General features: G+C 67.4%; 17 protein-coding genes. 7 read left to right on the plus strand and 10 right to left on the minus strand.

Going from position 1 to position 18,903, the window contains the following annotated elements; genetic code table 11:
- Positions 1–89 precede the first annotated feature (89 nt).
- Positions 90–1,034 carry a LysR family transcriptional regulator gene (locus RSO01_RS10235; RefSeq protein WP_147148835.1) on the plus strand — a complete coding sequence of 315 codons (945 nt, stop codon included), beginning with the start codon at positions 90–92 and terminating at the stop codon, positions 1,032–1,034.
- 1 nt (position 1,035) lies between these two features.
- Entirely contained in the window at positions 1,036–2,310 is a 1,275-nt protein-coding gene (locus RSO01_RS10240; RefSeq protein WP_147148837.1) for an amidohydrolase family protein, read from the plus strand.
- Between the two features lie 73 nt (positions 2,311–2,383).
- Here RSO01_RS10240 and RSO01_RS48375 read toward each other — a convergent pair whose 3' ends face one another.
- The 4 genes from RSO01_RS48375 to gltX form a co-directional block, all read right to left on the minus strand.
- Positions 2,384–2,584: a hypothetical protein gene (locus tag RSO01_RS48375; protein ID WP_176605665.1), complete on the minus strand. Its 201-nt coding sequence runs from the start codon at positions 2,582–2,584 to the stop codon at positions 2,384–2,386.
- A 34-nt stretch (positions 2,585–2,618) separates the two neighbouring features.
- The gene (gene gltA, locus RSO01_RS10250; RefSeq protein ID WP_147148841.1) at positions 2,619–3,917 is read right to left on the minus strand and encodes a citrate synthase; all 1,299 of its coding nucleotides are present in this window, start codon (positions 3,915–3,917) and stop codon (positions 2,619–2,621) included.
- Between the two features lie 83 nt (positions 3,918–4,000).
- The gene (locus tag RSO01_RS10255) at positions 4,001–4,882 is read right to left on the minus strand and encodes a DMT family transporter (protein ID WP_147148842.1); all 882 of its coding nucleotides are present in this window, start codon (positions 4,880–4,882) and stop codon (positions 4,001–4,003) included.
- 33 nt (positions 4,883–4,915) lie between these two features.
- Positions 4,916–6,319, minus strand: a complete 1,404-nt coding sequence (gene gltX, locus RSO01_RS10260) for a glutamate--tRNA ligase (protein WP_147148844.1) — start codon at positions 6,317–6,319, stop codon at positions 4,916–4,918.
- A gap of 116 nt (positions 6,320–6,435) precedes the next feature.
- Here gltX and RSO01_RS10265 point away from each other — a divergent pair, with 116 nt between their 5' ends.
- Positions 6,436–8,565: a ComEC/Rec2 family competence protein gene (locus RSO01_RS10265; RefSeq protein WP_147148846.1), complete on the plus strand. Its 2,130-nt coding sequence runs from the start codon at positions 6,436–6,438 to the stop codon at positions 8,563–8,565.
- A gap of 523 nt (positions 8,566–9,088) precedes the next feature.
- On the opposite strand, the gene lexA is transcribed toward RSO01_RS10265, so the two are convergent.
- The 5 genes from lexA to trpD all read right to left on the minus strand — a co-directional run bounded on the left by lexA (position 9,089) and on the right by trpD (position 13,544).
- Entirely contained in the window at positions 9,089–9,829 is a 741-nt protein-coding gene (gene lexA, locus RSO01_RS10270; RefSeq protein WP_147148848.1) for a transcriptional repressor LexA, read from the minus strand.
- Between the two features lie 129 nt (positions 9,830–9,958).
- Positions 9,959–11,170: a molybdopterin molybdotransferase MoeA gene (locus RSO01_RS10275; protein ID WP_147148850.1), complete on the minus strand. Its 1,212-nt coding sequence runs from the start codon at positions 11,168–11,170 to the stop codon at positions 9,959–9,961.
- A gap of 75 nt (positions 11,171–11,245) precedes the next feature.
- A complete protein-coding gene (moaC, locus tag RSO01_RS10280; RefSeq protein ID WP_147148852.1) occupies positions 11,246–11,731 on the minus strand; it encodes a cyclic pyranopterin monophosphate synthase MoaC in 486 nt (161 codons plus the stop codon).
- Entirely contained in the window at positions 11,728–12,534 is an 807-nt protein-coding gene (gene trpC, locus RSO01_RS10285) for an indole-3-glycerol phosphate synthase TrpC (RefSeq protein WP_147148854.1), read from the minus strand. The genes moaC and trpC overlap by 4 nt, the downstream gene beginning before the upstream one ends.
- Positions 12,531–13,544 (minus strand): anthranilate phosphoribosyltransferase, encoded by a 1,014-nt coding sequence (gene trpD, locus RSO01_RS10290; RefSeq protein ID WP_147148944.1) that lies wholly within the window; start codon positions 13,542–13,544, stop codon positions 12,531–12,533. Before trpD ends, trpC begins: the two co-directional genes overlap by 4 nt.
- A gap of 84 nt (positions 13,545–13,628) precedes the next feature.
- Here trpD and RSO01_RS10295 point away from each other — a divergent pair, with 84 nt between their 5' ends.
- The 4 genes from RSO01_RS10295 (at position 13,629) to RSO01_RS10310 (ending at position 17,252) form a co-directional block, all read left to right on the plus strand.
- A complete protein-coding gene (locus tag RSO01_RS10295) occupies positions 13,629–13,829 on the plus strand; it encodes a heavy-metal-associated domain-containing protein (protein WP_147148856.1) in 201 nt (66 codons plus the stop codon).
- A gap of 204 nt (positions 13,830–14,033) precedes the next feature.
- Complete coding sequence (locus tag RSO01_RS10300) at positions 14,034–14,501, plus strand: MarR family winged helix-turn-helix transcriptional regulator (RefSeq protein WP_147148858.1); 468 nt, start codon at positions 14,034–14,036, stop codon at positions 14,499–14,501.
- Positions 14,494–15,633 (plus strand): HlyD family secretion protein, encoded by a 1,140-nt coding sequence (locus tag RSO01_RS10305; protein WP_147148860.1) that lies wholly within the window; start codon positions 14,494–14,496, stop codon positions 15,631–15,633. The genes RSO01_RS10300 and RSO01_RS10305 overlap by 8 nt, the downstream gene beginning before the upstream one ends.
- Before the next feature lie 89 nt (positions 15,634–15,722).
- On the plus strand, positions 15,723–17,252 hold the full coding sequence (locus RSO01_RS10310) for a DHA2 family efflux MFS transporter permease subunit (RefSeq protein WP_246158278.1): 1,530 nt from the start codon (positions 15,723–15,725) through the stop codon (positions 17,250–17,252).
- 14 nt (positions 17,253–17,266) lie between these two features.
- Here RSO01_RS10310 and pgm read toward each other — a convergent pair whose 3' ends face one another.
- Positions 17,267–18,901, minus strand: coding sequence for a phosphoglucomutase (alpha-D-glucose-1,6-bisphosphate-dependent) (gene pgm / locus RSO01_RS10315; protein ID WP_147148863.1), 1,635 nt, complete (start codon positions 18,899–18,901; stop codon positions 17,267–17,269).
- Positions 18,902–18,903 lie beyond the last annotated feature (2 nt).

The raw sequence follows: 18,903 nt of genomic DNA on the forward strand, positions 1-18,903 counted from the left end.
CGGTGCTCTAGAAAAGAACATTAATTCGCGCGGTGTGCTGCTATTTCGGCATCACCCCGCCCAGGGCCAAAAGGGGAGGCCGAATCGCCATGCATGCCGCGGTCCTGCGCTACTTCGACCATGTCGCGCGCCACGGCTCGATCCGCAAGGCCGCCGATGCCCTGAGCGTCGCCTCGTCGGCGGTCAACCGGCAGATCCTGCGGCTCGAGGACGAGATGGGCGTGACGCTGTTCGAGCGCGGCCGCAGCGGCGTGCGCCCGACGGCGGCCGGCGAATTGCTGCTGCGCCACGTGCGCGAGACGCAGAACGAATACCAGCGCACGCGGGCGGAGATCGCGAGCCTCGGCGGCACGGTGAGCGGCGACGTCCGCATCATCTCCCTGGAATCGATGCTGGTGCGCTTCCTGCCGCAGGTCGTCGACGAGATGTCGGCGCGCCATCCCAAGGTGACCTTCACCGTCCTCGCGGTGCATCCCAGCGAGATCGGCGAGGCGCTGCGGTCGGGCGACAACGACTTCGGCGTGCTGTTCGTCGATGCCCGCCATCGCGGCGTCGACGTCATCGCCGAGTTCCCGACCTCGGTCGGCGCGCTGATGCGGCCCGACCATCCGCTGGCCGGGCGAAAGTCGTTGACCTTGACCGAGTGCGTCGGCCACCCGGTGGTCATGCTGCAGGACCGCTGGCTGCTCGACGCCATCATGGCGATGGAGTTCGCGGGTTCGGGCGCGCGCCTGTCGCCACGCGTCGTCTCCAACTCCATCGAGTTCATGCGCCAAGTGATCCGCTCGGGCCTCGGCATCGGCTTCTTCACGCCGATCGGCTTCATCGACGAGATCCGTCGTGGCGAGCTGGTGCACGTGCCGTTGGTCGAGCCGGGCCTGGCGCAGAGCCGCATCGGCATCCTGGTGCCGCGCTATCGCCGCCTGTCGCCGCCCGCCCGGCTGATGATCAATCACATCAGCGAGCGGTTGGGCGCGTTCGCCGATTTTTTAGCCGCGCCGCCGCGCCGGCCGAAGCGACGGGGCAGGACCTGACATGGCGATCGTTCTCACCGGCGGCGCCGTCCTCACGGTCAATGCTGCCAACGAATTCCTGCCGTCGGCCGATATCCGGATCGAAGGCGAGGTCATCGCGGCACTCGGCCCGGCGGGCAGCCTGGCCCGGCCGAGCGACACGCTGCTCGACTGCAGCGAGGCGCTGATCACGCCCGGGCTGGTCAACGTCCACACTCATGCCGCGACCGCCTTCTATCGCGGCATGGCCGAGGACCAGCCGCGCGAATTCTGGTCGGCGGGCTATGCGATGCCTGGCCAGGAGAGCTTCACGGTCGAGGACCACGTGCTCTCCGTACGCGCCGCCTGCGCCGAGTTCCTGCTGAATGGCGTCACCTGCATCGCCGATCGGCTGGGCAACATGGACCGCATCGCGCCGGGCATCGAGGCTTCGGGCATCCGCGCCGTGGTCGGCCATTCCCTGGTCGATGCCAGGGCGCCGGCCGACTGGAAGACGGCCGACGCGGTCATCGAGCGCTATGGCACCGACCCGAGCTGCCGCATCTTCGCCGGCATCGCCCCGCACGCTCTCGATACCTGCTCCGATGCGCTCCTGAGGGAGTGCGCGCGGCGCGCCGAGAAGACGGGCGCCCGTGTCTTCATCCATGTTGCGCAGAACGAGCCGGAGGTCGCCGCCGTGCGGCGGCGCGGCCATGACGGTGCGCTGGCCTGCCTGATCGCGACCGGTCTCGCGACGCCGAGCACCGTCGCCGCGCACGCGATCTATCTCAGCGACGCGGAATTCGATGCCTGGCCGACCTATGGCATCGCCATCGCCCATTGCCCGGCGAGCAATCTAAAGATCGAGGCGCGAACTCTGCCGCTGGCATGCCTGGCAGGCCGCGTGACGATCGGGCTCGGCACCGACTGGACCGCCTCGAACAACGCCATGGACATGTTGGCCGAGGCGCGACTTGCCGCGCTGGTCGGCAAGATGCGGGCCGACGATCCGCAGGCGCTGCCGGTCCAGCAGATGGTGCGCATGCTGACCATCGACGGCGCGCGCGCCCTTGGCCTCGACGGACTCACAGGCAGCATCGAAGTCGGCAAGCGCGCGGACCTCGTCGTGTTCGACGGCAACAAGCTCGAGGCCACGCCGGTGCATGATCCGGCGGCGAACCTGATCTATTCGCTCAATCCGCGTGCGGTGCGCGACGTGCTGGTCGACGGTGCGCTGTTGGTGCGCAATGGCAAGCTGACATGGGACGACGAGGCTGCCCTGGCGCGGCAGCAGCGGACGCGTGGCGCCAGACGCTAGATAGCAGCTGCCCTTAGATCAGCTGCCCTTAGATCAGCTGCCCTTAGATCAGCTGCCCTTAGATCAGCTGCCCTTAGATCAGCTGCCAGTGCACCAAGGCACACAGGGCGACGGCAGCAGCGAACGTCCCGTACAGCGCGAGCGTCAGCGGTCGGAGCTGGCGGACATTGTCGTTGGCCGGCCGGCCGAGCCGCACGATGCGCGGCAGCGGCCTGGAGTTCTGCTCGGCCGCCCAAGTCGTTGCCAGGCGCGGCCCTCGCGATGATCTTGCCATGTCTCGCTTCCTCCCAGGATAGCGATCTGGTTCTTTAGCCTCTCATATGCAGCGGCTTGTAGGGCCGCTCGGTCTGGCCGTTGTAGAGCTGGCGCGGCCGGCCGATCTTCTGGTCAGGGTCCTCGATCATCTCGTTCCACTGCGAGATCCAGCCGACGGTGCGCGCGACGGCGAACAGCACGGTGAACATCGAGGTCGGGATGCCGATCGCCCGGAAGATGATGCCCGAGTAGAAGTCGACGTTCGGGTAGAGCTTCTTGGAGATGAAGTAGTCGTCCTTGAGCGCGATCTGCTCCATCTCCATGGCGAGCTCGAGCAGGGGGTCGTGGGTGATGCCGAGCGAGGTCAGCACCTCGTGGCAGGTCTGGCGCATCACCTTGGCGCGCGGATCGTAGTTCTTGTAGACGCGATGGCCGAAGCCCATCAGGCGGGTATGGTCCTGCTTGTCCTTCACGCGGCTCAGGAAGCCCGGGATGTTCTGCTTGCCGCCGATCTCGTTCAGCATGTTGATGACGGCTTCGTTGGCGCCGCCGTGGCTCGGGCCCCACAGCGAGGCGATGCCGGCGGCAATGCAGGCGAACGGGTTGGCGCCCGAGGAACCGGCCAGGCGCACCGTCGAGGTCGAGGCGTTCTGCTCGTGGTCGGCGTGCAGCATCAGGATGCGGTCGACCGCCTTCTCGAGCACCGGGTTGATCTCGTAGTCCTCGGCCGGAACCGAGAACATCATGCGCAGGAAGTTGCCGGCGTAGGAGAGGTCGTTGCGCGGATAGACGAACGGCTGGCCGACCGAATACTTGTAGGCCATGGCGGCGATGGTCGGCATCTTGGCGACCAGGCGGTACGAGGCGACCATGCGCTGGTGCGGGTCATGGATGTCGAGCGAGTCGTGATAGAAGGCCGAGAGCGCGCCGACCACGCCGCAACACACCGCCATCGGATGGGCGTCGCGCCGGAAGCCGCGATAAAACTGGCTGAGCTGCTCATGCACCATGGTGTGCATGGTGATGTCGTGGACGAACTTCTCCTTCTGGGCCTTGGTCGGCAGCTCGCCCTTCATCAGCAGGTAGCAGACCTCCATGTGGTCGCTCTGCTCGGCCAGCTCGGCGATGTTGTAGCCGCGGTACAGCAGCACGCCCTGGTCGCCGTCGATGTAGGTGATCTTGGAGCCGCACGAGCCGGTCGAGGTGAAGCCCGGATCGTAGGTGAACATATCCGATTCGCCGTACAGCTTGCGGATGTCGACCAGACGCGGTCCGACCGTGCCGTGGATGATGGGAAACTCGTAGGATTTGCCGGTTTCGTTATCGGTCAGCGTTGCGGTCGACTTGGCCATAGCTCACTCTTTCAGCTCGATTTCACGGGTTCGGGGGCACCCTAACAAGCCCCCTCCGGGGGCGCAATTGTACTGGCCAGCCGCTATTTCGCGGCCCGCAGCAGCCCTGCGATCCGGCCGTCGATCAGCGCCAACCCGACGCCGATCAGGGCCATTCCCGCGAAATGCCGCGGCGCCAGCCGCTCGCCCAGCACGAGCGCTCCCAAAAGGATGGCGGTGACTGGGATCAGGAATGTGACAAGCAGCAGATTGGTGGCGCCGGCGGCCTCGAGGATGCGGAAATAGAGCACATAGGCCAGCGCCGTCGACAGCAGCGCCAGGCCGACCAGCGCCAGGCACACCGTGAGTGACGGCGGCGCGGGCAGCAGCCATGGCTGGTCGACGAGCAACATGATCGGAAGAATCAACACTGCACTGGCCGTGACTTGTCCTGCCGCAGCCTCGGTCGGCGCGATCCCCATGCGCCGGAAGCGCCGGCCGTAGACGCCGGCGAAGGAATAGGAGAGGGCCGCCGCCAGGCAGGCCGTTTGGCCCCACAGCGCTGAGCCGCCGACCAGGGCGCTCCGTCCGATCAGAGTGACGACGCCCAAAAGGCCCGTCAGCAGGGCTGCGATCTTGGTGCGGTCGATCTTCTCGTCGGCCGTGAGGAAGTGGGCGACGACCAGGGTGAAGAGCGGCGTGGTGGCGTTGAGGATCGAGGCCAGTCCTGACGCGATCTCGGTCTGGCCCCAGAAGATCAGGCTGAAGGGCAGCGCGTTGTTCAGCAGGCCCATGGTGAAATAGGCACGCCATGGCGCGTCGCGCCGTAGCGGCACGACCATCGCCAGCGCCAGCGCCGCCAGCGAAACGCGGACGAACACGACGGTGAACGGACCGATCTCGCTCAACGCCACCTTGGCGAAGAAGAACGAGCCGCCCCACAGAACGGAGAGCGAGAGCAGCCAGATCCAGACGCGCGCAGCCATCCGCCGAGTGTGGCGGCCGGCTCGGCGCCGCTTCTATCCGCCGGCGGCCAGCAATCTTTTCTTGGTCTCGACGGGTCCGAGGATCGCCACGACCTCGAAGATGCCGGGCGACGCCGTCGAGCCGGTGAGGGCGACGCGCAACGGCTGGGCGACCTGGCCCAACTTCACGTTCTCGGCCTCGGCGAAGCGGCGCACGGCTTCCTCGAGCGGCTTCTCGCTCCAGTCCGTGACGCCGTCGAAAGCGGCGGCGAGCCGGGCGAGCAGCGCCTTGCTGTCGGGCGTGAGCTGGGCGCGCGCCTTGTCGTCGGCGATCGGCGGGGCGCCGTCGCTGGCATAGAAGACGAGGTTGTCGCCAAGCTCGGTCACCGTGCGCGAGCGCTGCTTGACCCCGCCCAGGCCGCGCGCGATGCGCGCCACACCGACCTGATCGACGGCGCGGCCGAGCTTCGCCTCGACGCGCGGCAGCACCAGCGGCAGCAGCTCGGCGTCGGGCGCCTCGCGCAGATAGTGGGCGTTGAGGTTGGTGAGCTTCACCGTGTCGAAGCGCGACGCCGAGCGGCCGACGCCTGGCAAGTCGAACCACTCGATCGCCTGCTTGGTCGAGATGATCTCGTCGTCGCCGTGGCCCCAGCCCAGCCGCAGCAGGTAGTTGCGCAGTGCCTCGGGCAGGAAGCCCATGTCGCGGTAGGCATCGACGCCGAGCGCGCCGTGGCGCTTGCTGAGCTTGGCGCCGTCGGATCCGTGGATCAGCGGGATGTGGGCATAGACCGGCTCGGGCCAGCCCATGGCCTTGATGATCTGCAGCTGGCGGAAGGCGTTGTTGAGATGGTCGTCGCCGCGGATCACGTGCGTGATGCCCATGTCGTGGTCGTCGACCACGACGGCATGCATGTAGGTCGGCGTGCCGTCGGCGCGCAGCAGGATCATGTCGTCGAGCTGGGCGTTCTCGACCTTGACCTCGCCCTGCACGGCGTCCTGGATCACCGTCTGGCCGTTCTGCGGCGCCTTCAGACGGATCACCGGCGCCACGCCCGGCGGCGCGTCTTTCGGGTCACGATCGCGCCAGCGGCCGTCGTAGCGCATCGGCACGCCGGCGCGCTTCTGTGCCTGGCGCATCTCGTCCAGTTCCTGGGGCGAGGCGTAGCAGTAGTAGGCCTTGCCCTCTGCCAGCATCTGGCGCGCGACCTCGGCATGCCGCTCGGCGCGCGGGAACTGGTAGATGACGTCGCCGTCCCAATCGAGGCCGAGCCACGACAGGCCGTCGATGATCGCCTCGACGGCCGCGGGCGTCGAGCGGGCGCGGTCGGTGTCCTCGATGCGCAGCAGGTACTTGCCACCGTGATGGCGGGCGTACAGCCAGTTGAAGAGCGCCGTGCGTGCGCCGCCGATATGCAGAAAGCCGGTGGGCGAGGGGGCGAAACGGGTGACGACGGTCATGACCTAGAGGGGCATTGTTCAGGGTTCGCGCGGGTTTTGCCGCATTTCGGCCGAAAAAGCGCGCCGTAGGTAGGCGAGCGTCCCAACGCTGTCAAACAACGGGAGGGGGAGACGGCGTGGCGGGCGCGCGTGCCTGGATCCTGAACCAGCTCGATGCCGAGCGCAGCCGCTGGATGCTGTGGCTGCCGGTGGCGCTGGGCCTGGGCATCGCGATCTACTTCGAACTGCCGAGCGAGCCCGCCCTGTGGCTGGGGCCGGTGCTGGCGGCCGTCGCCCTGGCGCTGGTGTTCTTCGCGCCGGCCGGCAGTCTTGCCCGCGCGGTGGCGATCGGACTGGTCGCGGCCGCCGTAGGCTTCGGCCTGATCGCCTGGCGCACGGCGAGCGTCGCTGCGCCGACGCTCAGCCGGCCATTGTTCAACGTCAACGTCGAGGGCCGCATCGCCGACATCCAGCGCCTGCCCGAGGGCGTGCGGGTCGTGCTCGAGGCGGTGCGGCTTAAGGGCAGCGGCGTGCCGCCGCCGGAGATGACGCCGGTGCGGCTGCGCGTCTCGCTGAGCAAGGGGGCACCGCCGCTGCATGTCGGCGATCGCATCCTTGTGCTGGCCAACATCTCGCCGCCCGCCGGGCCCGCGGCACCCGGCGCCTTCGATTTCCAGCGCGTCGCCTGGTACCAGCAGCTCGGCGCGGTGGGCTATGCGCTGGCGCCCGCCGCCGTCATCGAGCCCGGCAAGCCCGACGGCTTCGTGCGCGCCATCGATGCGCTCAGGGCCGACGTCGTCGACCGCATCATGAAGGCGCTGCCCGGGCCTGAAGGCGGTGTGGTCGCGGCCTTGCTGGCGGGCGAGCAGACCGCGGTCGACAAGGACGTCACCCAGGCGATGCGCGATTCGGGGCTGGCCCACATCCTGTCGATCTCGGGCCTGCACATCGTGTTCGTCGTCGCCCTGGTCATGGGCCTGGTGCGCCACGGCATCGCGCTCATCCCGCCGCTCGCCTTGCGCATCGACGCCAAGAAGATCGCGGCCGTGCTCGCTCTCATGGTGGCGTTGTTCTACACCGCGCTCGCAGGCGCTCCTGTGCCCGCGCAGCGCGCCTGCGCCATGGCGGGCTTCGCCTTGCTCGCCATCCTGCTCGACCGGACGGCCTTGTCGCTGCGCCTGATCGCCTGGTCGGCGGTGATCGTGCTGGCCATCGCGCCCGACTCGCTGACCGGCGCCTCGTTCCAGATGTCGTTCGCCGCCGTGGTCGCCCTGATCGCGGCCTGGGAAGCGGCGGCCGGCTGGCGCCGCCGCCTGCATGAGCGCGCCGACCGCGCGCGCTATCGCTGGCTGTGGCGGCTCGGCGCCGCCATCGCGGCCAGCCTCGCCACCACGCTGATCGCCTCGATCGCCACCGGCGCCTTCGCCGCCTACCACTTCAACCGCCTGTCGCTGCTCGGCGTCGTCGCCAACCTCTTTGGCGTGCCGCTCACCGGTTTCTGGATCATGCCGTGGGGGCTTCTGGCGATGCTGCTGATGCCGCTCGGGCTGGAGCGCTTCGCCCTGGTGCCCATGGGCTGGGGCGTCGACTGGCTGAACGCCATCGCCAAGTATGTCGGCAACTGGCCGGATGCGGCGACCCTGGTGCCGTCGATGCCGGGCGCCAGCCTGTGGCTGATCACCGTCGGCGGGCTGTGGTTCTGCCTGTGGCGCCATCGCTGGCGCTTCGCCGGGCTGCCGGTCGTGGTGGCCGGCCTGCTGCTCGGCCCGCCACCGGCGCCCGACCTGCTGATGAGCGACGACGGCCGCGTGCTCGGCCTGCGCGACGAGAAGGGCGTGGTCCATGTCGCGTCCTCGCGCGTCGACCGTTTCGTCGCCGACACCTGGGCGCGGCGCAGCGGCCAGGAGGGCGCCAAGCGCTGGCTCGCCAGCGCCGACGAGGAGGCTGCCGGCCTCGGCTGCCGCACCGGCCTCTGCCGCTGGCGCAAGGGGCCGTGGCGCATCGCCCTGGTGAGCGACGACCGGCGGCTGGCCGAAGCCTGCGCCGACGCCGACATCGTGCTGGCGACCGTCGACGCCCAGGGCCGCTGCCGCGGCCCGCGCCTGGTGATCGACCGCCGCGACGCCTGGCGCGAGGGCGCGCAGGCGCTGTGGCTCGACGAGCAGGGCGTGCGGCGCGAGACCGCCAATGCGCGACGCGGCGATCGGCCGTGGGTGCCGGGCAGCCCGAGCCGTCAGGCCGTGCCGGTGAAGGCGCCGGGAATCTGAGGTCGGCAGTAGGCGGCGAAGGGGTGGCGGGTTTCATCTCCCACGCGCGACGAGCGGGATCGCGTTCGCAGTGCTTCTCGCGAAATCGCCGCAAGCCATTGACGCCTCTGATCCTTCTGGCACTGGCGGCGGCCGGGCACTGTCGCCTGAACAGCAACACAAGCGACAATGCGCATTCCTCGGCGCGTTGGCGGCCGAGTGCATGCAGTGCCGCCATTGTTGGCGGAGGTTTCCGAGGTTAGCGAGGTTTCCGAGAGAGGTCGTAGCGGTGCCTCGGAGACCGACCCACTATCAATGGGCCTCGCCGGCGAATTTCGATAGTTAAGATAGTTTAAATATGGGTTTCGACGCAGGAAAGGCCGACGCGGCGTCTGCCGGGCGCGATGGACTTCGGATGAACAATGCAAAGAGCGGAGCCGCCGGGAGGCGAGCACACCGCTAATATAACTTAAGTCCTCGACAAAGTCCACTAAAGTTATATTCGGCGCTGTGCAGGCGCGCCAAAAAACTCTGCGGCGAGCCGCTAATTGTAGCGGCGGTACAGCCCGGCCAGCTTGCCCTGGATCTTGACCCGGTCGGGTCCGAAGATCCGCGTCTCGTAGGCGGCGTTGGCGGGCTCGAGCGCGATCGAGGCGCCTTTCTTGCGTAGCCGCTTCAGGGTGGCCTCGGCATCGTCGATCAGCGCGACGACGATCTCGCCCGATTCGGCGGTGTCGGCGCTCTTGATGATGGCGATGTCGCCGTTGTGGATGCCGGCCTCGACCATCGAATCGCCCTGGACCTCCAGGCAGTAATGCGCGCCCGAGCTCAGGAGCGTGACCGGCACATCGACGGTCGTGGAGTTGTCGCGCAACGCCTCGATCGGCGTACCGGCGGCGATCCGGCCGTAGAGGGGGAGGCTCAGCGCCTGCGCCTCGTTGGCGACCTGGATGGCGCCGGCCAGCGGCACCTTCTCGCCACGGATGATCTGCGGCACGAACCCTTCGCGGCTTTCGGCCAGACCCGGGCGGCTGAGCAGGGGCGTCACATTGGCTGCAGGCATCGCCGCGGCGTCGGGCAGCTTCAGAACCTGCAGGGCCCGCGCGCGATGCGGCAGGCGGCGCAGGAAGCCGCGCTCTTCGAGACCGGTGATCAGGCGATGGATGCCCGACTTTGATTTCAGGCGCAGCGCCTCTTTCATTTCGTCGAACGACGGCGACACCCCGTCGTCGTTGAGGCGCTTGTTGATGAACATGAGCAGTTCATTTTGCTTGCGGGTTAACACCGTCTTCTCCCCAGACTGCCTACCAGATTTCGGAACAAATCCTGAAACCCAGCACATGTTCTAGTTTAGTTCTTTCACAATGTCAACTTATCCCAAGGATACCGGGGACAGCCCAAGGATGAGGAGGGATCAGTAGGCGCCAGGGAGAACAGAAAGATCGATGACCTGCACGGTGTCTCCCGCTTTGCGGGCGGGATCGTGGGCCGGCCGGACCAAGAGCGCCGACGACCAGGCGAGCACGGACAGCATGGAACTGTCCTGCACGGGATGAGGTTCCACCAAAAGGCCGTCGGCCGTCCGTGTGAGCTTGGAGCGGACGTAGTCCTCGCGGGTGTCGTTCGCCTTCACGTCGACGGCAAGGCGAGCCGGCTCGGTTGCGACAAGCTCGCCCGGCTGGCCCAGCATGCGGTCGATCGCGGGCTTCAGGAACAGGAGCGCGCAGACCATGGTCGAGACCGGGTTGCCTGGCAGGCCGAGCACGCGGGCGCGGTCCTTGGCGGCGAACATCAGCGGCTTTCCCGGGCGCATGGCGATGCGCCAGAAATCCATGGCGAAGCCCTGCGCCTTGAGCGCGCCCTGGACCAGGTCGTGATCGCCCACAGAGGCGCCGCCCAGGGTGATCAGAAGGTCATGCTGGGCGCCGGCGGCGATGCGCTGCTGGATCAGCGCGGCGTCGTCGCGCGCGATGTCGAACAAGGTGGGCTCGCCGCCCCAGGCGCGCACCAGGGCGGCCACGGCGATGCCGGAGGAGGAGACGATCTGGTTGCGGCCGACCGGCTCGCCCGGCATCACCAACTCATCGCCGGTCGACAGGATCGCGACCCTGGGCTTTCGATGGACCGACAGCCACGGCAGGTTCATGGCCGCAGCCAGCGCCACGTCGCGCGTGGTGAGCGTGCGGCCCGCGGCGAGAGGGCGGTCGCCCGTCGTGAAGTCGAGCCCGGCCTTGCGGATGTGGCGGCCGATGCGCGGCGCCTCGACGATGGTAATCGTGGTCCCGTCAGCCTTGGTGTCTTCCTGGATGACGATGGCGTCGGCGCCCATGGGCAGCGGCCCGCCGGTGAAGATGCGCACCGTCTCGCCGGGTTTCAGCGCATGGTCGTAGGAGCCGCCGGCCGGCGCCTCGCCAACCAGCTTCAGCGTCATCGGCGCGGCCGGCACGTCCTCGGCACGCACGGCATAGCCGTCCATGGCCGACAGGTCGGCGGGCGGCTGGGTGAGCCGCGCCGCGGGCGAGACCGCGAGCACGCGGCCGGCCGCGTCGGCGACCGAGACCATCTCAGCGGGCAGTGCATCGAAGGCCGCGATCACGCGGGCATGGGCGTCTCGAACGGTCAGCATCTTCCGGACCGCCGGCTTCCAGCCGGCTCATGCTCATGAGGCCGGCTGGAAGCCGGCGGTCCGGAAGAGCATGAGCTACGCATTGTACGTTCCCGATTTGCCGCCCGACTTATGTAGTAACCGGACGTCGGAAATCACCATGCCGCGATCGACCGCTTTGCACATGTCGTAGACGGTCAGCGCGGCGACCGAGGCCGCCGTCAGCGCCTCCATCTCCACGCCGGTGCGGCCCTTCAGCTTGCAGGTCGCCTCGATGTCGACGGCGTTGCGCTCGGCATCGAGCGAGAGCTTCACGTTGACCGAGTTCAGGGCCAGCGGATGGCAGAGCGGGATCAGGTCGGGGGTCTTCTTGGCCGCCATGATGCCGGCAAGCTGAGCCACCGCCAGCACGTCGCCCTTCGCAGCCTTCTTGGCCGCGATCAGCTTGAGCGTCGCTGGCTGCATGCGGACGCTGGCACGCGCCACCGCGACGCGCTCGGTGACGTCCTTGGCGCCGACATCGACCATGTGCGCGTTGCCGCGCTCGTCGAAGTGCGTGAGCGTCTTCTTGCTCCTGCTCATGCCGCGGCAGCCTCGCGCACCAGGATTTCGCGCACGGCCGCCTCGACGTCGGGCTTGCGCATGAAGCTCTCGCCGATGAGGAAGGCCGAGGCGCCGACCTTGGACATGCGCAAAAGGTCAGCCGGGGAACCGAGCCCGCTCTCGGCCACCAGCACGCGGTCCTTGGGCACCTTGGGCGCGAGCTGCTCGGTCGTGGCCAGATCGACGGCCAACGTCTTGAGATTGCGGTTGTTGACACCGACAAGATCACTGTCGATGCGCAGCGCCCGCTCCAACTCGGCCGCGTCGTGCACCTCGACCAGCACATCCATGCCCCAGCGATGCGCCAGCCTCGCCAGCTCACTTGCCAGCGCATCGTCCAGGCACGCCATGATCAGCAGCACGCAATCCGCTCCCAGCGCCCGCGCTTCGACGATCTGGTAGGGATCGATCATGAAGTCCTTGCGCAGCACCGGCAGCCCGGTCGCCGCGCGTGCCTGCACCAGGAACTCGTCTTTGCCCTGGAAGTAAGGCTCGTCGGTCAGCACGGACAGGCACGTCGCGCCGCCGCGTTCGTAGGCGCGGGCGAGGGCAGGCGGGTCGAAGTCGGGGCGGATCAGTCCTTTGCTGGGCGAGGCCTTCTTGATCTCGGCAATCAGGCCGTAATGGCCCGCGGCGATGGTGGCCTTGAGCGCCTTGGCGAAGCCGCGCGGCGAATCGGTGTCGCGCGCTAACGCCTCGACCATGCGCAGCGGCCTCTGGGCCATGCGGCCGCCGACGTGACTGCGCTTGCGGGCGACGATTTTGTCGAGCGTGTCGCTCATGCGCAGATCCTTTGCAGGGTGGCGAGCGCGTGGGCCGCCTTGCCGTTGTCGATCGATTGGATGGCGAGTGCGGCGCCCTGCTTGAGGTCGGCCGCCTTGCCTGAGACCATCAGGGCCGCCGCGCTGTTCAACACGACGATGTCGCGAAACGCGTTCTTCTCGCCGCCCAGTACGGCTTTGATGGCCGCGGCGTTGTGTGCGGCATCGCCGCCCTTGAGCTCGGTCATCGAGGCGCGCTTCACGCCGACATCCTCGGGCGCGATCTCGATCTCGTGCACCTTGCCGTCCTCGAGCGAGGCCGCCCAGCTCTTGGTCGTGGTGGTGAGCTCGTCCATGCCGTCCTGCCCATGCACGACCAGCGCGCGTTCCAGCCCGAGCTGGCCCAGCGCCTCGGCCACCGGTTTCAGCCAGCGCCGGTCGAACACGCCCACGAGCTGGCGCTTCACCGCGGCGGGGTTCGACATTGGGCCCAGCAGATTGAAGATGGTGCGGGTAGGCGCGAGCTCGACGCGCGGGCCCGCGACGTTGCGCATGGAACCGTGATGGCGCGGCGCCATCAGGAAGCAGATGCGCGCCTCGACCAGCGCCTGCTCGAGCTTCTCGATCGGCAGTTCCAGGCCGATGCCCAGAGCCGACAGGACATCGGCCGCACCCGACTTGGAGGTGAAGGCGCGGTTGCCGTGCTTGGCTACCGGCACGCCGGCACCGGCGACCACGAAGGCCGAGCAGGAGGAGACGTTGTAGGTGCCATGGTGGTCGCCACCGGTGCCGACGATGTCGATGGCGCCGTCCGGCGCCTTCACGCCCTGCATCTTGGCGCGCAGCGCACGGGCGCCGCCGGCCAGTTCCTGGGCGGTCTCGCCGCGCACCTTCAGGCCCATCAGGAAGGCACCCATCTGGGCCGGGGTGGCGTCGCCCGAGGTCATGATGTCGAAGGCACGCTCGGCTTCACCGATGGTGAGCGTCTCGCCGTTGCCCACCTTGGCCAGAAGACCGCGAAAATCGTCGATGTCGCCGCTCACCAAAACCACCCCTCACCGAGCCCTGCGTATTTGCCCTTGCCGGCCGGGCCGGCGGGCGCGTAGCTATATCACATGGCTCAAGAACTCATCCTCAAGGTCACCGGCATGGATTGCGACGGCTGCGTAAAGGCCGTCACGCGTGCCGCCACGGGCGCGGGCACCGCGCCCATTTCCGTCGATCTCAAGAGCGGCGAGATGCGCCTGCCTGCCGGCGCCGACGTGCCCGCGATCAGCAAGGCGATCCAGCGCGCGGGCTTCGGCGTCGCGTCCTGAGCCTATAACCGCAGTATAGAACGTAAGACGAACGTGCGCCAGCAGGATCTGGGCGCGAACGCTTTTGCGTGCCTTTGCGCACGATAGTTTTTGCGCCCCATAGGCCGCATTAACTCCAAAAATTGGCAATGTTTTCAATGAGTTGGGGTTGGCTTGAAAATATCATGAGCATGCTTATTTTAGGCATACTTAGGAATAGGCCAAATGGACCATCTCGATCGAAATCTCGGTTTCCTGCTGCACGACGTGGCGCGGCTGATGCGCAAACGCTTCGAGCAGAATGCGCGCGAGCTCGGGCTCACGCGCTCGCAATGCTCGGTGCTGGCGCACCTGGCGCGGCACGACGGCATCCAGCAGGGCGTCCTGGCGGAAATCCTCGAGGTCGAGCCGATCACGCTGACCCGCCTGGTCGACCGCCTGGAGCAGATGGGCCTGGTCGAGCGGCAGTCCCATTCCACCGACCGGCGTATCCGTCTGCTGCGGCTGACTGAGGCCGCGCGCCCCAAGCTGGCCGACATCTTTGCCGTCGGCGCGGTGACCCGTGGCGAGGCGATGGAAGGCGTGAGCGAGGAGGACCGCGAGCGCCTGCTCGACATTCTTTCCAGCATGAAGGCCAACCTGATCGGCAAATCGTCCGCCGTCGTTGGCGAGAGGAGAGCAAGCCATGGCTAATCGCGATTTCTTCCGGCGGCTGGGGCTGGCCGACGAGGTCGCAGCCCCCGCCATTACGAAACTCGGCGCCAAGTTGAAACAGCCCAGGAACCTGCGCCGCGCCTTGCTGGCGCTCGGTCCGATCGTCGTGCTGGCGGGCGGCCTGTTCGCCTACACCACGGGCGGCCGCTATGTCTCGACCGACAATGCCTATGTGCATGCCGGCAAGCTCACGGTCGCGACCGACGTGTCGGGCATCGTGGCCGACGTCGCGGTGAAGGAGAGCCAGAAGGTCGAGAAGGGGCAGGTGCTGTTCACCCTCGACCAGGAGCCGTTCAGGATCGCGCTAGCGGGCGCGGAGGCCAATCTCGGCACGGTGCGCAACCAGCTCGTGACGATGCAGGCGACGTACCGTCAGAAGCTCGCTCAGGTGGCGCAAGCCAAGACCGACGTCGCCTTCTACGAGACCAGCTTCCAGCGCCAGCAGGATCTGTTGAAGCGCGGCGTCTCGGCCCAGGCGACCTACGACCAGGCCGGGCACGACCTCGACGCGGCGCGTGAGCGCGTGACCATGGCGCAGAACGACGCCGCGGCGACTCTGGCGCAGCTCGGCGGCAACGTCGACGCGCCGATCGAGCAGAACCCGAACTACCTCGCCGCGCAGGCGCAGGTCGACAAGGCCAAGCGCGACCTCACGCGCACCACCGTGCTGGCACCGATCCCAGGCATCGTCACCAATGTCGATGCCCTGCAGGTCGGCGAGTACCTGCCGGCGGCGCAGCCGGCGTTCAGCCTGGTGTCCTCGGCCGACGTGTGGATCGAGGCCAATCCGAAGGAATCCGACCTCACCTATCTGAAGGAGGGCGCGTCGGCCGTCGTCACGATCGACGCCTATCCCGGCCGCGAATGGAAGGCGAAGGTGACCAGCGTGGCGCCCGCGACCGGCACCGAGTTCTCGGTCCTGCCGGCGCAGAACGCCACCGGCAACTGGGTGAAGGTGGTACAGCGCGTGCCGATCCGGCTGGCCGTACATATGCCGGCCGACGCCCCGTCGCTGCGCACCGGCATGAGCGCCACCGTCGAGATCGACACCGGGCACCAGCGCAGCATCGCCGACCTGTTTGGCTCGGCGAAATCGATGGTTGGGATGTGACTCATGATCTTCCGGACCGCGAGCCTCCGGCCCGCTCAGGAGCTTGAGCGAGCCGGAGGCTCGCGGTCCGGAAGACGAAGAACATGACCATGCAGAGCAAACCCAAACACCTCGCGCTGCTGACCGTGTGCATCATGCTGGCCACGATCATGCAGGCGCTGGACACGACCATCGCCAACGTGGCGCTGCCCTACATGCAGGGCTCACTGTCGGCGACGGCCGACCAGATCAACTGGGTGCTGACCTCCTATATCGTCGCCGCTGCCATCGCGACGCCCGTCACCGGCTTCCTCGAGGCGCGGCTCGGCCGCAAGCGGCTGTTCCTGATCGCCGTCGCGGGCTTCACCGCGGCCTCGGTGCTGTGCGGCATTGCTGTCAGCCTGCCGGAGATGGTGGCATTCCGCCTGGTCCAGGGCCTGTTTGGCGCCTCGCTGGTGCCGCTGAGCCAGGCCGTGCTGCTCGACTCCTATCCGAAGGAGAAACACGGTTCGGCCATGGCAATGTGGGGCATGGGCGTGATGGTGGGCCCGATCCTGGGCCCGACCTTGGGCGGCTGGCTGACCGAGGCCTACAACTGGCGCTGGGTGTTCTATATCAACGTGCCGATCGGCATCGTCACGTTCCTCGGCCTGTCGGCCTATCTCAGCGAGACCAAGACGAGCAGGACCGGCTTCGACTGGTTCGGTTTCGCCATGCTGTCGATCGCCATCGGCTCGTTGCAGATGATGCTGGACCGCGGCGAGCAGCTCGACTGGTTCTCCGCGACCGAGATCTGGATCGAGGCGGTGCTGGCGGCGCTCGCCTTCTACCTCTTCCTGGTGCAGACCTTCACCATCAAGATCGCGGAGGGGAAGCAACCCTTCATCGATCCGTCGATCTTCAAGGACCGCAACTTCACCATCGGCCTCTGTTTCATCTTCGTGGTCGGCATCATCCTGCTGGCCTCGCTGGCTCTCATTACGCCGTACCTGCAGAACCTGATGGGCTATCCCGTGGTCACCGCCGGGCTGGTTCTGGCGCCGCGCGGCATGGGCACGATGGTGGCCATGATGATCGTGGGCCGGCTGATCAACCGCGTCGATCCGCGGATCCTGCTGGCGAGCGGCCTGCTGATGACCGCGGCCGTGCTGTGGGAGATGACCGGCTTCACGCCCGACGTCTCGGAATGGACGCTGATCCGCACCGGCATCCTGCAAGGGATGGGGCTCGGCTTCATGTTCGTGCCGCTCAGCACGATCACCTTCGCCACACTGCCGGGCAGCCTGCGCACCCAGGGCACGGCCCTCTACAGCCTGGTGCGCAACCTCGGCTCCAGCATCGGCATCTCGCTGGTGATCTTCCTGCTGACGCGCAATACACAGCTGGTGCATGCCGAGCTGGCGGGGCAGGTGACGCCATTCAACGATGCGCTGGCCGCCCTGGCGCCGGGCCGCATCTGGGACATGGCGACGACGCTTGGCAAAGCGGCGCTCAACGCCGAGGTCACCAAGCAGGCGGCGGTAGTGGCCTATGCCAACGACTTCAAGCTGATGATGGTCGTGGCGCTGGTGGCGCTGCCGCTGATCTTCCTGCTGAAGCGCGCCAAGGCGCGGCCGGGCGAGGCGGCGATCCTGGAGTAGGGGCGTCCCTGCCGTCACACGTCCTGTATGATCTGCCGCGCCTCATCCACGATGGTCTCGAGGTGTGCCTCGTCCCGGAAGCTCTCGGCGTAGATCTTGTAGACCGCCTCCGTGCCGGATGGGCGCGCCGCGAACCAGCCATTGGCGGTGACGACCTTCAAGCCGCCGATCGGGGCGTCATTCCCCGGCGCGCGCGTCAGTTTCCGAATGATCGGTTCGCCGGCAAGGTCGGATGCCGTGACCGCCTCGGGCGACAGCCGGGCCAACGTCGCCTTTTGCTCCGGCGTCGCGGGCTCATCGATCCGGGTGTAATGAGCGGCACCGAATTCCTGCGTAAGCGTCTGATAAAGCTCTCCGGGATCCCGGCCAGTACATGCCGTGATCTCGGCGGCCAGCAAGTCCATGACCGGTCCGTCCTTGTCGGTCGTCCACACGCTGCCGTCGCGGCGCAGGAAGCTGGCGCCGGCACTCTCCTCGCCGCCAAAACAGTAGTCGCCGTTGAACAGGCCGGGTGCGAACCACTTGAATCCGACGGGCACCTCGGACAAGCGCCGGCCGCGCTTCTGCACGACCCGGTCGATCATGCTGCTGCTGACAAGGGTCTTGCCGATTGCGGCCGATGGCGACCAGCGGGGCCGGTGGGTCAGCAGATAGTCGATGGCCACCGCCAAATAGTGGTTGGGGTTCATCAGGCCGGCACTTGGCGTGACGATGCCGTGCCGATCGGAATCCGGGTCGTTGGCGAAGGCGAGTTGATAGCGGTCCTTGAGGCTGACGAGCCGGGCCATGGCGTATGGACTCGAGCAGTCCATCCGGATGACGCCGTCATGGTCGACGGTCATGAATGAGAAGGTCGGGTCGATCACTGGATTGGTGACGACAATGTCGAGGCCGTAGAGCCGGTTGATGGGTTCCCAATACGCCAGCGCCGCGCCGCCAAGCGGGTCAACGGCAAGCGACAGCCGGGCGTTACGCACTGCGTCCATGTCGATGACATGTCGAAGGTCGTCGATATAGGGCGTCATCAGATCGCGCTGACGCGTCGTCTCCGCGGCGACCGCAACGGCAAACGCGACGCGCCGGACACCGGCATTGCCGGCAAGCAGCAACTCGTTCGCCCGGCGCTCGATCCACTGCGTCACGTCGGTGTCGGCCGGCCCGCCGTTGGTCGGATTGTACTTGAACCCGCCGTCCTCCGGCGGATTGTGCGAGGGCGTAATGACGATGCCGTCGGCGAGCCGGTCGTTCCGCCCCCGATTGTGGGTCAGGATGGCGTGCGAGATCACCGGCGTCGGCGTGAAGCCATCGTCGCGCTGGATGACGGCCTCGACATTATTGGCCGCCAGCACCTCGAGCGTCGTGCATTGCGCCGGGTTCGACAGCGCGTGCGTGTCCTTGCCGACGAACAGCGGGCCGGTCACGGAGTGCGCCTGCCGGTAGTCGCAGATCGCCTGCGTGATGGCCAGGATATGGGCCTCCGTGAACGAGCCGCGCAGCGAGGATCCGCGATGCCCGCTGGTGCCGAAGCTCACACGCTGCGCCGGATCCGCCGGATCCGGTCGCGCGGCAAAATACTCCCGTTCCAGCCGGCCGAGATCGACCAGCATCTCCTTCGTGGCCGGCTTGCCGGCGAGGGGTGACAGGGCCATGT

This window comes from Reyranella soli (assembly GCF_007992495.1).
Classification (GTDB): Bacteria; Pseudomonadota; Alphaproteobacteria; order Reyranellales; family Reyranellaceae; genus Reyranella; species Reyranella soli.

Coding starts and splice junctions, on each gene's coding strand:
- gltA (WP_147148841.1), bottom strand. CDS start 3,917: ATGGCCAAGTCGACCGCAACGCTGACCGATAACGAAACCGGCAAATCC.
- trpC (WP_147148854.1), bottom strand. CDS start 12,534: ATGAGCGACACGCTCGACAAAATCGTCGCCCGCAAGCGCAGTCACGTC.
- RSO01_RS10275 (WP_147148850.1), bottom strand. CDS start 11,170: ATGCTGACCGTTCGAGACGCCCATGCCCGCGTGATCGCGGCCTTCGAT.
- moaC (WP_147148852.1), bottom strand. CDS start 11,731: ATGAGCAGGAGCAAGAAGACGCTCACGCACTTCGACGAGCGCGGCAAC.
- gltX (WP_147148844.1), bottom strand. CDS start 6,319: ATGACCGTCGTCACCCGTTTCGCCCCCTCGCCCACCGGCTTTCTGCAT.
- RSO01_RS10295 (WP_147148856.1), top strand. CDS start 13,629: ATGGCTCAAGAACTCATCCTCAAGGTCACCGGCATGGATTGCGACGGC.
- RSO01_RS48375 (WP_176605665.1), bottom strand. CDS start 2,584: ATGGCAAGATCATCGCGAGGGCCGCGCCTGGCAACGACTTGGGCGGCC.
- pgm (WP_147148863.1), bottom strand. CDS start 18,901: ATGGCCCTGTCACCCCTCGCCGGCAAGCCGGCCACGAAGGAGATGCTG.
- RSO01_RS10255 (WP_147148842.1), bottom strand. CDS start 4,882: ATGGCTGCGCGCGTCTGGATCTGGCTGCTCTCGCTCTCCGTTCTGTGG.
- RSO01_RS10305 (WP_147148860.1), top strand. CDS start 14,494: ATGGCTAATCGCGATTTCTTCCGGCGGCTGGGGCTGGCCGACGAGGTC.
- RSO01_RS10300 (WP_147148858.1), top strand. CDS start 14,034: ATGGACCATCTCGATCGAAATCTCGGTTTCCTGCTGCACGACGTGGCG.
- RSO01_RS10235 (WP_147148835.1), top strand. CDS start 90: ATGCATGCCGCGGTCCTGCGCTACTTCGACCATGTCGCGCGCCACGGC.
- RSO01_RS10240 (WP_147148837.1), top strand. CDS start 1,036: ATGGCGATCGTTCTCACCGGCGGCGCCGTCCTCACGGTCAATGCTGCC.
- RSO01_RS10310 (WP_246158278.1), top strand. CDS start 15,723: ATGCAGAGCAAACCCAAACACCTCGCGCTGCTGACCGTGTGCATCATG.